Source organism: Tidjanibacter massiliensis, assembly GCF_900104605.1.
Classification (GTDB): Bacteria; Bacteroidota; Bacteroidia; order Bacteroidales; family Rikenellaceae; genus Tidjanibacter; species Tidjanibacter inops.
On sequence record NZ_LT629960.1, the window covers coordinates 483874 to 500776 of the forward strand.

Annotated in this window: 11 protein-coding genes; all 11 read left to right on the top strand. The window is 45.4% G+C overall.

What is annotated here, in order from left to right:
* The 11 genes from BQ5361_RS03030 to BQ5361_RS03080 all read left to right on the top strand — a co-directional run bounded on the left by BQ5361_RS03030 (position 1) and on the right by BQ5361_RS03080 (position 16829).
* Entirely contained in the window at positions 1 to 981 is a 981-nt protein-coding gene (locus tag BQ5361_RS03030; RefSeq protein ID WP_035471854.1) for a DUF362 domain-containing protein, read from the top strand.
* A 72-nt stretch (positions 982 to 1053) separates the two neighbouring features.
* A complete protein-coding gene (locus BQ5361_RS03035; protein WP_022062755.1) occupies positions 1054 to 1743 on the top strand; it encodes a RibD family protein in 690 nt (229 codons plus the stop codon).
* 92 nt (positions 1744 to 1835) lie between these two features.
* Positions 1836 to 2396 carry a flavin reductase family protein gene (locus tag BQ5361_RS03040; RefSeq protein ID WP_022062756.1) on the top strand — a complete coding sequence of 187 codons (561 nt, stop codon included), beginning with the start codon at positions 1836 to 1838 and terminating at the stop codon, positions 2394 to 2396.
* Between the two features lie 563 nt (positions 2397 to 2959).
* Positions 2960 to 3160 carry a helix-turn-helix transcriptional regulator gene (locus BQ5361_RS03045; RefSeq protein WP_022062757.1) on the top strand — a complete coding sequence of 67 codons (201 nt, stop codon included), beginning with the start codon at positions 2960 to 2962 and terminating at the stop codon, positions 3158 to 3160.
* Positions 3161 to 3172: 12 nt separating this feature from the next.
* Positions 3173 to 6103: an SNF2-related protein gene (locus tag BQ5361_RS03050; protein WP_083389226.1), complete on the top strand. Its 2931-nt coding sequence runs from the start codon at positions 3173 to 3175 to the stop codon at positions 6101 to 6103.
* 32 nt (positions 6104 to 6135) lie between these two features.
* Entirely contained in the window at positions 6136 to 9162 is a 3027-nt protein-coding gene (locus tag BQ5361_RS03055) for a DNA methyltransferase (protein WP_071425045.1), read from the top strand.
* A 15-nt stretch (positions 9163 to 9177) separates the two neighbouring features.
* A complete protein-coding gene (locus BQ5361_RS03060) occupies positions 9178 to 12468 on the top strand; it encodes a DEAD/DEAH box helicase family protein (protein WP_071424912.1) in 3291 nt (1096 codons plus the stop codon).
* A gap of 1043 nt (positions 12469 to 13511) precedes the next feature.
* Entirely contained in the window at positions 13512 to 14138 is a 627-nt protein-coding gene (locus BQ5361_RS03065; RefSeq protein WP_071424913.1) for a type IV toxin-antitoxin system AbiEi family antitoxin domain-containing protein, read from the top strand.
* Positions 14135 to 14962 (top strand): nucleotidyl transferase AbiEii/AbiGii toxin family protein, encoded by an 828-nt coding sequence (locus BQ5361_RS03070; protein ID WP_035474580.1) that lies wholly within the window; start codon positions 14135 to 14137, stop codon positions 14960 to 14962. The genes BQ5361_RS03065 and BQ5361_RS03070 overlap by 4 nt, the downstream gene beginning before the upstream one ends.
* A gap of 22 nt (positions 14963 to 14984) precedes the next feature.
* The gene (locus BQ5361_RS03075; protein WP_035474578.1) at positions 14985 to 15599 is read left to right on the top strand and encodes a hypothetical protein; all 615 of its coding nucleotides are present in this window, start codon (positions 14985 to 14987) and stop codon (positions 15597 to 15599) included.
* Between the two features lie 105 nt (positions 15600 to 15704).
* Positions 15705 to 16829 (top strand): AAA family ATPase, encoded by a 1125-nt coding sequence (locus BQ5361_RS03080; protein ID WP_071424914.1) that lies wholly within the window; start codon positions 15705 to 15707, stop codon positions 16827 to 16829.
* Positions 16830 to 16903 lie beyond the last annotated feature (74 nt).

Here is a 16903-nt window from a genome sequence, read left to right on the forward strand (position 1 = left end):
ATGAAAAAGAGCGTTTGTATGGCAATGGCCGCCCTGGCATTCTTGGCGGCTGGAGCGGGATGTGCCGGTGCACAGGGTACCGGAGGAGGGGCCGCAGCGGCCGGAGTACCGAAAGTGTACATGTTCGAAGAGATAAACTCGGAGAATCTTGTAAAGATTTATGAGGTTCTCGGCCGGGAGGCCTCCGGCAAGGTGGCCGTGAAGCTCTCCACGGGCGAACCGGGCGGCCACAACTATTTGCAGCCTGCGTTGATAGAGGATTTGGTACGGCGGGTGAACGGAACGATAGTAGAGTGCAATACGGCTTACGGCGGAGGTCGTGCCGATACGGAAGCGCATCGCAGGGCCGCTGAGGAACATGGCTTCACGGCAATCGCTCCGGTGGATATCATGGATGCCGACGGTGAAATGGCTCTGCCCGTGGAGGGCGGCAGACACCTGAAGGAGGATTTCGTCGGCTCCCATTTTGCCGATTACGATTTCGTCATTATCCTCTCTCATTTCAAAGGGCATGCGATGGGCGGCTTTGGCGGTGCCGTCAAGAACATGTCCATCGGTATCGCCTCGTCGGCCGGCAAGGCGTGGATACACTCTGCCGGCCGGACCAGGGATGTGGCCGAAGTGTGGAACAACCTGCCTGAGCAGGATGACTTTCTGGAGTCGATGGCCGAGGCGGCCAAGGCAGTGGCCGACCATTGCGGCGAACGGATACTCTACATCAGCGTAGCGAATAATCTTTCGGTGGACTGCGACTGCAGTGCTGCTCCTGCCGACCCGCAGATGGGGGATATCGGTATTCTCGCCTCGCTCGACCCGATAGCGCTCGACAAGGCCTGCACCGACCTGGTACGTGCCTCCGAAGACCACGGGAAGATACATCTCATCGAGCGTATCGATTCCCGTCACGGCATGCATACGCTGGAGTACGGCGAGCGGATAGGGCTGGGAAGCCAGCAGTATGAATTGGTGCAGATGGATTGACGGATGCAGCCGTCGGTCCGAAAGGAGCGCTCCGGCTGTGCGGAAGCGGAATGATAAAAAATCAGGGAAAGCATGAGACCTTACATCGTTTGCCATATGATGGCATCCGTGGACGGGCGCATCGACTGCGCCATGACCGAGCAGATTGAATCGGGCGATGAGTATTACGAGGCGCTGGCCGAACTCGGGTGTCCCTCGTTGTTGATGGGGCGGGTGACGATGCAGCTGCATTATGCGGCTGCGGAACCTTTTGTCGCAAAAGAACCTGCACCGATAGGCCGGCAGGCCGTACATGTGGCACGACGGGCCGGGGGATATCTCGTCGCCGTCGATACGCACGGCTCCCTGTGTTGGCCCGCAGGCGAATTCGACGGACAGCCCCTGTTGGTGATAACTTCCGAAAAGTGTGCGGCGGAGTACCTCGATACGCTGGCCGGAGCGGGAATTTCGTGGATTGCGGTCGGAGAGGAGCGTATCGATTTGCCGGAAGCGATGGAGATGCTTCGGGAGACATTCGGGGTCGAGCGGCTGGCCGTTGTCGGTGGCGGTAACATCAACGGGGCATTTCTTGCGGCCGGGTTGCTCGATGAGGTGAGCCTGATGGTTGCACCGGGTATCGACGGACGCACCGGTATGACGGCCGTGTTCGACGGCATAGACGATGCGGCGCGGCCGGCCACCAAACTGCAGCTCCGGTCGGTAAAACAGGTCGGCGAGGGAACCGTATGGATGCGTTACGGGTTTCCGGCCCCGGTGGAGTGAAGAGACGGTTTTTAGTTCCGAGACCCGGAGACGCTTCCATTGTGACCGGAACGGTATGGATGATAATGGACTTAATTTAAACGAACAGACGTATGAGAAGAAATTTCGGTGTAAAGCCTTGGACTTATCCGCAGCCGGTGTTCATCATCGCCACATACGGTGAAGACGGTACGCCCGATGCGATGAATGCCGCATGGGGTGGCATCAGCGAGCATAACGAAATCAGTATGTGCCTGAGCGGAGGGCACAAGACCGTCGAGAATATCCTGCGGCGGGGTGCTTTTACCGTGAGCATGGCGGATGCGGCGCATGTGACTGCATGCGATTATGTGGGACTCGTGTCGGGCCATCAGGTTCCCGATAAGTTTGCCCGTGCCGGTTTTCATGCCTTGAAGTCGGAGTTTGTGGATGCACCGTTGATTGAGGAGCTGGCGGTCGCGGTCGAGTGCCGGCTGAAAGATTACGACCCCGAAAGCTGCATCCTGCGCGGAGCAATCGTGAATGTCAGCGTGGATGAACGGGTATGCGGTGCGGACGGTAAGGTGGACGCGGCGAAAGTGGCTCCTATCATTTTCGACCCGTTCAACAATGATTATCTGGCGGTGGGCCCCAAAGTGGCCGATGCTTTCTCGGAAGGCCGGAAACTGAAATGACCGGCTGGACGACAAGACGGGATTCCCGGAGCCATATGGCTCCGGGAATCCCGTCTTACGAATATCCAGACCGGTGGGACCGTGCATGTCAAAGACATGCACGGTCCCACCGGTCTGGACACTATCGTGTGGAACTGAATACTTGGCGATTTTTCATCGCCTCCCTCAAAAACAGAGAGAGAAAGAGCAAAACCGCCCTTTCGGGACCCGATATGCCCTGTTCACAAGGATAGGGTATATCGGGGTTTATTTCCCCAAGCGGGCCTGCAAAATCGCGGTCAGACTCATGGATATTTTCAGGCTTGCGAGTTGCCATTTTGCGGGTCGAGTGAGGCTGCATTTTCCCTGGCCTTTAGCTTGGCTTATTCGCACCTTTTGCATCCAAAGAAAGATGTCAAATATTTACCCCAATCGTTTGTTTGCAATGATGGAGAGGTCCTTTAAATAAACATAAAAGGCATATAAGATTATTTGTATTGAGCGATAAATTAGCATTATATGCAATTGGATGCTATGTTTGTGCAAAATAAATGGTATCTTTGAATTCAAAATACAGGAAAGGAATGGGAGCTAAACTGAATAGGATTAAAGTTGTGCTTGTTGAGAAGAATGTCTCGCAGAAAGAGCTTGCGGCCCAAATTGGTAAGAGTTTCAGTACGGTCAATGCTTACTGTGCCAATAGATTGCAACCCAATCTTGAGACTTTAGACCGGATAGCCCAAGTGCTTAATGTACCAATGCGAACTCTCGTCAAGGAGGACTAGTTATTTTAAACTGTGGCAAAAATTAACAATATCCCAACCCTTACTGCCTATCAGCAAAAGTTTCTTGCATGGCAACTTGATCGTCGTCGCTCATCAAGTGATGAAGATAAGTTTACGAGTGTACTTGCTGAAGCTCAGGTTGATTTGAATCCGCATCAGGTGGATGCAGCGCTTTTTGCTTTCAAGTCTCCGTTGAGTATGGGAGCTGTTTTAGCTGACGAAGTAGGGCTTGGAAAAACCATCGAAGCAGCGCTTGTTATCTCACAACAGTGGGCAGAGCGACATCGTCATATACTTGTCATTGCTCCGGCAACACTGCGAAAACAGTGGAGTATGGAATTGGAGGAAAAGTTTTTTCTCCCGTCGGTCATTCTGGAATCCAAGAATTTTAATCGTATCCTTGCCGATACATATAGTAATCCTTTTGATGATAAAGAACATATTGTAATTTGCTCTTACCAGTTCGCAAAGAAACAGATACGTCACATTGAACGTGTAAACTGGGATTTGGTAGTCCTTGACGAAGCGCATAAACTCCGTAATGTTTACAAATCAAGCAATAAGACTGCCATTGTCTTGAAGGAGGGGCTGAAAAACTACAAGAAATTGTTACTTACGGCTACACCATTGCAGAACAATGTCCAAGAGCTGTATGGTCTTATTTCTATTATAGATGATGGCTATTTTGGGGGGCTTAAGAGCTTTAATACTCGATATGGTAAGACCGAACTTCGCAAGGAATCAACATATAAAGATTTGCGTGAGCGCATTCAGCCTATTATCCATCGCACATTGCGAAGCGACGTCCAGGAATACGTGAAATATACCGAGCGGAAGGCTTTGGTGCAGGAATATTATCCAAGTAAGGACGAACAGACCTTGGGTAAAATGGTCAGTGAATATTTGCAACGGGACGAATGTTTTGGTATGCCTCGCAGCCAGCGGTCGCTTATCACGCTTGTTCTGCACAAGCTTTTATCATCGTCAACTTTTGCCATTGCAGGTACCTTGCAAACCATTATTGAACGCTTGGAAAATATAGTCGGGGATAATACCTCTGACGAAGCTCGCGATGCAGTGCTTGTGAACGAGCTTTCCAGCGATATGGAGGATTTTGAGGAATATGAAGACGAGTGGCTCGATGAGAACGATGAAGAATTGGACAAAGAAGAGAGAAAGCGTACATACTCGGCTGATGAGATTGAAGAAATTCGGTCAGAGATAAAATATCTGAAAGAGATTCACTCTCTTGCTCTTGGTATTGCCGAGAATACAAAGGGGGAATGTTTGCTTCAAGCCTTGCAGATTGCCTTTGAGGATAAACGGAAGAATGGGCAGCCTGAGAAAGCGCTTATCTTTACAGAAAGCAATCGCACCCAGCAATATCTGAAACAACTACTTGAAGCAAATGGATATGCTGGGCGTATAGTGCTGTTCAATGGGAGTAATACTGACCCTAAATCAAAAGAGATATATGCAGCATGGAAAGAGCGCTATGCGGGTACGTCTCGTATAACTGGTTCGTTGACAGCGGATAAACGACAGGCTCTTGTGGATTATTTTCGGGAAGAGGCGCAGATAATGATAGCAACCGAAGCGGCAAGCGAAGGTATCAATTTACAATTCTGTTCGCTGCTGGTAAATTTCGACTTGCCATGGAATCCACAACGAGTAGAACAGCGCATAGGCCGCTGTCATCGTTATGGGCAGAAGAATGATGTGGTTGTGGTCAATTTCATCAATAAAGCCAATCGAGCCGACCAGCGCGTATATGAGTTGCTTGACCAGAAATATAACTTGTTCAAAGGCGTATTCGGTAGCAGCGACGAAGTACTGGGGAGTACAATGGATGGCATCGACTTCGAGCATCGTGTACTTGACATCTACCAGACTTGTCGCACCACGGAGGAAATAGACGCTGCCTTTGACCGATTGCAGGAAGAAATGCGCCAGCAGATAGAGGAGGTACTTGACAAAACACGTACTCGACTCATCGAGAATTTTGATCGCGACGTGGTCAATAAACTCAAAGTGCGCAAGTCTGCCGATGAACAAGCTTTGAGTCAATTTTATCAACTGTTGTGGCAGCTCACTATAAGTATGCTTGGCAGCAGCATAGACAAAATTGACAGCAAGCGATATAGCTTCACCTTGCGTCAGACTCCTGCCGACGCTGGGCAGCCATTCTCCACAGGGCCATACCGTATGGGTAAAGATATTTCAGATGCCTATACCTACCGTGTAGGGCATCCGTTGGCGCAATATCTTCTTGCAAAGGCCAAACGGCAGGATACATCGGACACTGTCGGTATCGTATTCGACTATACCGATTCTCCGGAAAAGATGTCTGTAATTGAAAACGAGGTTGGCAAATATGGAATTCTTTCTGTTAAAATCGTGCACTACCATTCGCCAAAGGATGATGAAGACTGTATCATTGCCACAGCCGTTGATAGCGAAGGCCGTGTCATGCCGGATGATTTCGTTGAGAAATTGATGTCAATTAGCGGCCATGTCTCAAAGGACTTTTTGCCCGTTATGGATGACACTCATTTACAGACGGAGATGGCCTTGAAGCGAAAGGCACTGAATGAAAGCATCGCTTTGCGCGACAAGCAATTTATCGATGAAGAAAGTGCCAAGATTGAACAATGGGCTGAAGATCAGACCTTCTCGCTCGAAGAGGAGCTGCGTGACGTGAAGAAACGAATAAAGGAACGTGAGCGGGAATTCCGAAAAGAGACTGACGACCATCGCCGTCGGCAGTTGCAAACGGAAATCATTAATCTTCAGCGTAACCAGCGACAAAAACGTCAAGAACTGTTTTCTCTTGAGGACGAGATAATAGTACGTCGAGATGCTCTCATCGCTGCCATCGACAGTTCGTTGGATAAAGCAGCCGAAGAGGAACATCTGTTTACCATAGCTTGGCAGGTAGTATAAACGACAAAGTAATAAAATGGAATAAAAACAATATGGCAACACAATTTGATAAGTTCATAGCTACGATGAAGAAGGTGCTGATGCTTGACCAGGCAGACCTGGATTTCGGTATCTATCGCATCATGAACAGGAAACGTGACCAAATAGAATCCTATCTCAACAATGACTTGCGCCGGCAGGTGGCCGAAGCTATCAGCGAGAATGCCTCCAATGATGCGGAAGCCCTGCAAAAGGAGCTGGCGAAGTTGGTTTCTACGCTGACGGAGGCGGGCATGAATCCCGACAATGCCCCCAAAGTCCAGGAGCTCAAGGAACGTATTGCCCGTTGCGGCAATAGTGAAGAGCTTGAAAATGAGGTGTATTCACACCTTTCTATATTCTTTGGCCGCTATTATGATGGTGGAGACTTTGTCTCTCAGCGCCGTTACAAGAAGGACGTATATGCCATACCTTACGAGGGCGAGGAGGTGAAACTGTATTGGGCCAATGCCGACCAGTATTATATCAAGACGGCCGAGTATTTCCGCAACTACCGTTTTGCTGTCGATGGCGATAAATTCTGCGAGTTTACCCTGCGTGAGGCTACCACTGAGCAAAACAACAATGTGGCTCAGAATAATATGGAGCGTCGTTTTGCTCTTTGTAAGGAAACGCCGATCGAGGTTATCGGTGATACGCTGCACATATACTTCACCTACGAACTGTACCCGAAGGCGACCAAGCAAAAGGCGCTTGTAGAGGCGGCTTTTGATGCAATCAAAAACGCTATCCCTGCTGAGTTTATTTCCGTTCTGGCTCCGCGTCCGACCGAAAGCGACCGCACCCGTACCCTGTTGCAGAAACATTTGAATGACTATGTAGCCCGCAACACGTTCGATTATTTCATTCATAAAGACCTTGGGGGCTTCCTTTCCCGCGAGCTCGATTTCTACATCAAGAATGAAATACTGGTTATCGACGATATCAATGCGCGCACTCCCGGCGAATTCCTGAAGCATCTCACCGTAATCAAAGCCATAAAGATGGTGGGCATGAAGCTCATTACCTTCCTGGCTTCATTGGAGAACTATCAGAAACGGCTGTGGCTGAAAAAGAAATTTGTCATAGAGTCCAACTATTGCATGACGCTCGACCGTGTACCGGAAAGCCTCTACGCCGAGATTGCTGTCAACGATGCACAGCGCGAGGAGTGGGTGCGTCTGTTTGCGATTGACGGGATTGAACGCGACCAGCGACACACGGCGGCCTATACCGTGCCGCTGTCGGTGGAATTCCTCAAGGAAAATCCTTTCCTCGTGCTCGATACCAAATTCTTTACGGCAGAGTTCAGGAATACTCTGCTTGCTTCTATCGACAATATTGATGAGCAGTGCGATGGCCTGCTCATCAACTCCGAGAACTTTCAGGCATTGGAACTGTTGCAGGAGAAGTATAAAGGAACAGTTGATTGTGTATATATTGATCCTCCATATAATTCTCCTTCTTCAGAAATTGCTTATAAAAATAGTTACAAACATTCATCGTGGCTAACCTTGATTAATGATAGACTGAATCTAGGGAAAAAGCTTCTATCATATGAAGGAAGCCAGGTTGTAGCTATTGATAAATATGAACATGGACGTTTATATCTTCAATTATTGGAAATTTTTGAGGGTTATGATATTGTGTCTGTTGCAATTGAGCATAATAAAAAAGGGACAATGGGAGATCATTTTTCTTACAATAATGAATATGCAATTTTTACAGTGCCGTATACGAGGAAGAAGTTAAATGTTCAGATAAGAAATAAAAATGATTGGGAATGGTCTAAGTTTAGGAATTGGGGAAGTGAATCAGAAAGAACCGATGCTAGAAATTGCTTTTTCCCTATTTATGTGAAAGATTTGCAAATTATAGGATACGGAAGCGTGTGTGATGATAATTTTCACCCGAAATCTAATGTTGAGATAAAGAATTTGTCTAAATGCTTTGACGCCTTCGGAAATCTTAAAGACGTGAATACTGATGTTGTGGCAATATATCCTATTGATGTTCAAAATATAGAAAGGAAGTGGAGGTATGCTTTTCAGACGATGCCTGAAATTATCAATGTTTTAAAGGTTGTGAAAATAGGAGATAGAATAGATATTGAAATGCCTAAGTATTCTGAGCAATTCAAAACCTTATGGTATGGTCCTAAATATAATGCGGGTGATTATGGGACTAAAATTTTAACATCGATGGGAATATCGAAAGACCTATTTCAATTCCCAAAATCAATTTTTACGACTAGAGATTGTGTTTATGCCGTAACAGAGAAAAATAGTTATATAATTGATTATTTCGCAGGTTCTGGTACTACAGGTCATGCAGTTATCAACCTTAACAGAAAGGATCAAGGCAAGCGCAAGTATATTCTCTGTGAAATGGGCGAATATTTTGATACGGTAACCAAACCTCGTATTCAAAAGGTAATTTACAGCAAGGATTGGGACGGAGGCAAACCTGTGTCACGTGAGGGCAGCAGCCATTGTTTCAAATATATGCGTTTGGAGCAGTACGAGGATACGCTCAATAACCTTACCATAGAGCCGGCAAATATCAGCAAAGATAATGTCGACTTTTATGGCGGATACATGCTTGGCTATATGCTCGACATCGAGACTCGCGATTCGCTTTTCAATATGCAGTGGTTTAGAAATCCGTGGAATATGAAGCTGCGCATCATCCGGCAGAATGAAACACGTGAAGAGAATATCGATGTAATCGAAACGTTCAACTACCTTATCGGTCTGAATGTAACGAGCATTCTCCATCCCAAGAAAGGGGTTTGCACGGTCGAGGGTGTGACCCGCCGCGGGGAACGCACACTGGTTATCTGGCGTGACTGCGACACGGTGGACAATGATGCGCTTAACGATTTCTTCCGTCGTATGAGCTATTCTACGCGCGACACGGAGTTCGACCGCATCTATGTGAATGGCGACAACAACCTGGAGAATCTGCGCACCGATGAAGAGCAATGGAAAGTGGTTCTCACTGAGCAGGAGTTTGCAAAACGCATGTTTGAGGATTGCTAAAACCGGAGAAGCACCATGCCAAGAAAACAAAGACAAACAAGACAACCACAGGTTGAAGGCAAGCTGAGCAATTCGCTTGTCCTCAATCGGTATCTACTCTCGCTGTTTGGTGCTTCCAGTTTGGAAGCGCTTAGCGAACATTTGAAAGACCCCGTTCTTGAAGGTTGGGACGAAAACAATGTGTCGTACTTTCACAAAGAGCTTGTGCAGCGGTTGTTTGCAACCAGCGAGCTGACCGAGGAGATGTTGTTGGCTTATGACGAGCATATTTTCCGTCACACCAAGGCAATCAGCGAGAAACGCGAAGCTCGGATCAGGTGGAAATATTTCCAGTATCTTAGTCTGTTATTCACGGAGATATATCTCGACAAATATTTCAGCGACAAGAAGAAGTTGCTTGCCGATATTAACACATATCTTCAATCTGGTTTCAATGCCGATCCGAAAACTTATCATGGCATGACGGATTTCACGGAAGCCGATCTTAACAAGGTGGCTTTCTGGTCGGCTACGGGTTCGGGTAAGACACTGCTCATGCATGTAAATGTGTTGCAGTATCGCCATTATGCCGGGAAATATCGTCAGAAGCCTAATCGCATCATTCTGATTACGCCTAATGAGGGCTTGACAAACCAGCACCTTGAAGAGTTCCGGAAGAGCAATATCGGAGCAGATGTGTTCAACAAGAACACCGCCAGCGGGATGTTTGCGGGTCATGACATTGATGTTCTTGAGATTACCAAACTTGGAGACACTGATGGCGACAAGACGGTGGCAGTGGGCTTTTTTGAGGGCAACAACCTGGTGTTGGTAGATGAAGGGCATCGAGGCTCCGGCGGTGATGCATGGAAACAAAGACGCGACAAATTGTGTGAAACCGGATTCTCTTTTGAGTATAGTGCCACTTTCGGTCAGTCGATATCCGCGATCAGCAATGCTGCAAAACGTCTGGAGATGCTGCACGAGTATGGCAAGGCTACGCTTTTCGACTACAGCTATCGCTATTTTTATAATGATGGCTATGGTAAGGACTACCAGATTCTGAACATGAACAGCAATTGGGGCAGTTCGCTTAGCGACAACCAGCTCATCATGTACCTGACGGCTTGTATGCTCAACTTCTACGAGCAACAGCGTTTGTATCGTGACAATCGGGCTGATTTACGTCCATTCCTTTTGGAGAATCCTCTTGCCGTGTTTGTAGGTGGCTCGGTGACGGCTGATAAAAGTATCGGGTCACAGGAAGTCAGCGACATTGTCTTTATTCTGAAATTCTTTCAGCAGTTCATTGCCGATAAACAGGCTTCAATCGGCAATATAGATCATCTCTTGCATGGAAGTGATGGGCTTACTGACAAGTATGGGCATCCTGTCTTTGCACGTCAGTTTGCCTATTTGCGCAACCTGCCGGAACATGGGGCGGAAGACATATACAATGATATGCTGGGGCTGGTGTTCCATTGCTCGGTTGCAGGAGCACATTTGCACCTTGACAACTTGAAAGGTAAGGACGGCGAGATAGGTATGCGCATCGGCAATGGCGAATACTTCGGCATCATCAACGTTGGAGACAGTGGTACGTTGGCAAAGAAATGCGAGGAAGTCGGACTTAACGTAATGAGTAAGGAGTATACCGAAAAGTCGCTTTTTGCCAATATCAATAAGCCCGACAGTAGTCTGAATATTCTCATAGGTAGCAAGAAATTCACGGAAGGATGGTCGTCGTGGCGCGTTTCTACCATGGGCTTGCTCAACGTGGGTAAGTCGGAGGGGAGTCAGATTATCCAGTTATTTGGCCGAGGTGTACGTTTGAAAGGCTATAAGTTCTCGCTGAAACGTTCCTCTGCCCTGGACGCTTCTCTTCAGCCAGAAAGTAAACCGCGTTTTATGTATAACCTTGAAACGCTCAATATTTTTGGTATTAAGGCCGATTATATGGAACAGTTCAAGCAGTTCCTCGAAGATGAAGGCCTGCCGACAAATGACTCTGATTGGGAGAAGTTTGATTTGCCTGTTTTGCCCGTTGCCAATCTCAGAGGAAAGCGGTTGAAATACCTGAAGATAAAAGCAGGCTGTGATTTCAAGAAGGATGAGAAGGTAATAATTAAAGCAGGTATGCTGAGTAATACTCCTATTACGCTTGATTATTATCCGAAAATACAAGCGATGCGCAGTGCGGGCCGCAAGAGTATTCTTGACGAGACAAATACCACTTTGCATAAAGCAATATTGACACCGGAGCATCTTGCATTCGTTGATTGGAACAGGATATACTTTGCCATAATAGACTACAAAAATGAACGTAGCTGGTATAATCTGTGTGTGTCTTCCGAAGATATCAAGGAAATAGCCTTGGATAGCAGCTGGTACACGCTGTTTATTCCCGAACCTCAGATGTCGTTTACGGATTTTGGCAGCCAGACGGCTATGTGGCATGATATTCTTGTCGCTCTGTTAAAAGGCTATGTAGAAAAGGTGTATAACAATGCGAAAAGCCGTTGGATGAGCCGAAATGTGGAGACTGCATACCTTGACAGCAGCCATCCTAATTTTGAAGAGGAATATCGTGTCCTTATACACAAGGAATTGTTCAAGAACGAGGATGAAGCTGGTTTCTGCAAGGCAATCAATAAGCTGAAACAGGAATTGACGGCAGGTACCTTTTCGAAATCAATCAGGATTGCAAATTCGAACGATTTTGAAGCGTTGTGTATAGCCGGACACCTGTATCAGCCGTTACTGTATCTGAATGAATCGAGCTTCAAACACAAGGAAATCGGCAATCTCATTGAAGTGAGGCCTGTAGCGTTGAACAAAGGTGAACGTGATTTCGTATGCGATATACAACGGTTCTTTGATAATAATCCTGCTTTTTTTGAAGGTAAATCATTGTATTTACTTCGCAACAAAAGTCGTAAAGGTATTGGATTCTTTGATGATAGTGGATTCTATCCTGATTTTATCGTATGGCTTGTCGTAGGCGAGCATCAGTATGTGTCGTTTATTGATCCTAAGGGTATTACATATTTGAATGGCTTCGCCAGCAGCAAAATTCAGTTGTATAAAGTTATCCGTGATGATATAGAGCCGGGATTGCACGATACAAGTATTACCTTGAATAGCTATATTATCTCAAACACGGAGATGAAAGATGTGAAGCATTGGGTTGATTTCCCGGAATTGGATTTGAGCAGCAAACAGAAGAAGTTCAATGAACATCATGTCTATTTTCAAGGAGACCAAAGGGACTCATATATTAGACTGATATTGGAGAATATGATTTCCTCGTCAGAGACCAATGTGTAAACGAATGCTGTTTTCAACATGTGTGTTTGGGAAAAACGGTCTTCAGAAATTTCAGATAGGCATTTGCATACAAGTTTGCACCGATAGTTCAGAGATAGAAAAATCCCCTTGTTGTAAATAAGTTACAACAAGGGGATTATCTGATTTTTTGTATTTTAATTCGACGGTATAAAGTTGATTATCTGTTCGCCGTTGTCCGCAACATTGTCGATTGTGATTTTATCGTTTTTCAGTGATTGTGCCGACCACGTTGGCACCGTCAGAATATCTGAATCCTGTAAATGTGATGTATAGCCTTTCAGGACTTGTGGAAAAAGTTTGTAGTTCATAATCCACGACCTGAAATTCGGAAATCTGATGGTCTGCCATTGCTGTTTTTGAGAATGTAGTGTGTTACTATGTGAGTACACCATGCTTTGCTTGTCAATACATTCTAATAAACTGCTTGAAAATGAATAAGTTGCTGTTTAAACGGTAGAAAAGCTCTTTTTCGCTTGTTTTTCAGACCAAAAATCGTCCGTTTTGCCGCACTTTTCACTTGAATCAGAACCAACGGGAAAACTTCCTTTCCCCGTCCGAAGTCCACCTGTTTTCTCCGATGCGAAGTTACGAAAATATGCGGGATTTTCACCAACTGATGTCAACTAAAAACAAGATGCACTCACGAATATTTTTGCAGCCAAAAGAAAAAAACAGGTGGTGTTATTTCTGGATTTTTATAAATCGGGGTTGGCTCGTTTGGCGAAGCCATTTCTTTTCTTCCCTCTGTTTTGACTTTACTTTATTAGGCGTATATATGAGAACGGGGATAAAGTAAAGTGCTTGTGTGTTTGGCGGATGTGTATAGTTGGATAGGACAATACCGGATTGAGAAAAATTTGGTGGATATTGACAAAATGCCGAAAAATATTTGGTGGGAAGTGTAATTCACTTTGTTTTCCTACGTGCTTTCACTAAAGATCAGGATTATATAAAAGCAATATTTTGTGTGGAAAAATATATTGAATATGCTTTTATATTAAAATAATAGCTATCTTTGTGCCATGAACAATCCATTGCGACAGTTAGGAAATATCCCTGTTACGGCTTCCGTTTTGGAGTCCCTGTTTCCTCATATCAGTGGCGGAAACCAGAAACTCAGGTTGCTTGAGCGTGACAAACAGATAATTCGCCTCAAGAAAGGACTTTATGTGTGCAGTCCTGAAATAACGGGTAAGACCCTTTCGACCGAATTGATAGCCAATCATCTGTATGCCCCATCGTATGTTTCCATGTCATCGGCTCTGCGTTACTATGGGCTGATACCTGAAGAGGTATACATCAAACAGTCTATGACTTTGAAGTATGCCAAGAACTTCGATACGCCGTTCGGAAGGTTTGAATATACGCATATATCTAAGGCCGCATTTTCTGTAGGACTGACAAGTATCAAGAAAGATGGCTATGCATTCGTGATGGCTACACCGGAGAAGGCTCTGTGCGATCTGATTGCCAATTCTCCAAAAGTAAATTTGCGCTATCTGAAAGATGCCGAGATTTATTTGGAGGAAGATATCCGGATGGAACGGGAGGATTTTATACAGATGGATGCCGGGATATTCGAGAAATACATCAAGGTCGGCAAGAAGGCCGATTCGATACGCACTTTACTTAAATTGCTGAAGAAATGAAGAATGAGATTTATGACGATATGCTCTCGGCGTACGATATGGCTACGGAGCAGCAGCGGCGAAATGCCATATTTGAAGTAAACCAGCAGGTAATACTTGCCGGGCTCTACAATGGCGGCTTCTTCGATGTGGCTGCTTTCTACGGCGGTACTTGCCTTAGAATCTTTCATGGTCTCCAACGGTTCAGCGAGGATATGGATTTTTCCCTACTGGCTCCCGATGACAAGTTTGATTTCACGAAATACTTCCAGCCTATAATTGATGAATTTGCTATTGTCGGTCGTGAGGTGGAGATTAAAAAGAAGGACAAAAAGGGATTCGGAAAGGTCGAATCCGCTTTTCTGAAAGACAATACAGATGTATATGATGTGTCTTTCCGGACCGATAAATCCATAAAAATCAAAATTGAAGTTGATACCCAGCCACCGTTGAATTTCAGGACTGAACAAAAGCTACTTTTACAACCTCACTCTTTCATGACACGCTGTTTCACTTTGCCGGATCTGTTTGCCGGGAAGATGCACGCACTGGTATACAGAGGCTGGAAAAACAGGGTGAAAGGTCGTGACTGGTATGATTTTGAATGGTATGTCCGTCACAATGTGCCTCTTGATTTTGCTCATCTTGCAGAGCGTATCCGTCAGTTCAACAATGAAGCAATCAGCAAGGAGGAGTTCATGGCTCAATTAAAAGACAGATTGGCTTCAGCGGACATCAATCAGATAAAGAGTGATGTCCTTCCGTTTGTCAGAAATCCCAAGGAACTCGGCATCTGGTCAAATGATTATTTTGTCCAGTTGGCGGATATGATGAAGTTTGAATAGTAACAGCTAATATTTACTGATTATGGCAAAACAGATTTTGATTGGCATTGAGAAAAAGAAATTGAGTGAGATTGCGCATTATCTCATGATATATTTCCCATATAACGAGGAAATGTGCAGCTATACAGATGCATGGATGGGTGAACTGTATGAGAACAAATACCCGTTGGTTGCTAAAGGTGCGTGGTCGGGAATAGTCGACATGAAAACACATAAACTGCTGAATTGGAAGCCTGAATATGGAGATCTGTACCTGCAGGCCAAGATATGCGACAGCGGCACGTATTTCCTGCTCGATAAAGATAAAAAGGCGATATGCAAGATTGTCGATTATGTACCAAACGGTCTGATTCCGGAGTCAGATGATTGCGGTGACTATATCCGTTTAAGGATCAATAGTGACGGTACGATAGAAAACTGGCCTGAGAATCCGGACTATTCCGATTTTATCGAAGGCTCTGAGTATGTAGAAAGAATTGACACGGACATTGAAGAAGAACCGATACTGGATACCAAAGTTGATTTCACATACAGCCAACTAATGGCAAAGTTGCTTCGATTGCCTAAGTTTCTGCAACTGGAAATAGGTAAAGCGTTAGTGGCAAATGCTTCGGAAGGATTTGAGGAAGATGAATAAGATAACGATTTCATTTTTGTTTTTTAAGGTGAGTTGTTTTGTTATCTTGTATTTTATTGCGTAGTTTGCATTACGATAAATTTGTAACAAAGTAATAGAAATAATATGAGGCCCAATAATCCATTCCTTATATCGGGATATTATAGCCCTGAATTCTTTTGCGACAGAGAGCTGGAGACTGTAACTATTCTTGATGCGCTCCATAATGGTCGCAATGTGACATTGATAGCGCCCCGCCGTATGGGAAAGACAGGACTGGTCCGTCATGCTTTTTATCGTTTGAAAGAGGAACAGCCTGATATTGTCACTTTCTATTTGGATATATACTCAACCCAGTCATTAGGAGATTTTGTAAGATTGTTTGCCAGTACGGTGTTGGGGCAGTTAGATTTCGTTCCGCAAAAGGCTTTGAGTCGGATACGTCAATTTGTCCGAAGTTGCCGTCCTGTCTTTACTTTTGATGAATTGACAAGTGTTCCTAAGGTGACGATAGATGTGGCTCCGGCTGAGGAAGAAAATACTTTGAAAGAGATATTCGAGTATTTGGGTTCATCGGAGAAACGGTGCTATGTCGCCATTGATGAGTTCCAGCAGATTGCAGAATATCCGGAGAAAGGAGTCGAGGCTTTGTTGCGTTCCTATATTCAGTTCCTGTCCAATGTGAACTTCATCTTTGCCGGCAGCAAGCAGCATATGATGCAAGAGATGTTCACTTCATCGAAAAGGCCGTTTTATCAAAGTACGCAACCTCTCACAATCGGACCGATACAACAGGATGAATACGCAAATTTTGCTACAGGGCATTTTTCTTTACATAATCTGGAACTGTCTCAGGATATTTTCAATTCGATTTATGAAAAGTACGAAGGACATACCTGGTATGTGCAGTGTCTTCTTAATCGCCTCTATGGATACGACCGTGATGTGGATATGGAACTAGTTGCATGTGCCATAGAGCAGATTTTATCCGAGTACAGTTATATTTATGCAGACATGCTGAAAGCATATTCCTCCGGTCAGGTGCGACTGTTGAAAGCAATCGCCAAGGAGGGTTGTGTCAAGGAGGTTCTGGCAGGGGATTTTATCAGCACCTACAGGCTTCGGGCAGCAAGCAGCGTGAGTGCTGCATTGAAGAAATTGCTGGAAAACGAACTGGTTTATCAGACTTCTGACGGTTACATGATATATGACCGCTTTATGGGCGAGTGGTTAAGGAGGCAGGGGTTTTAGAGACAAGAAATTATGGAAGATTGGACGAAACAGATTGGCTCCATTTTGATCATAAGTGGCAACGATGTTTTATA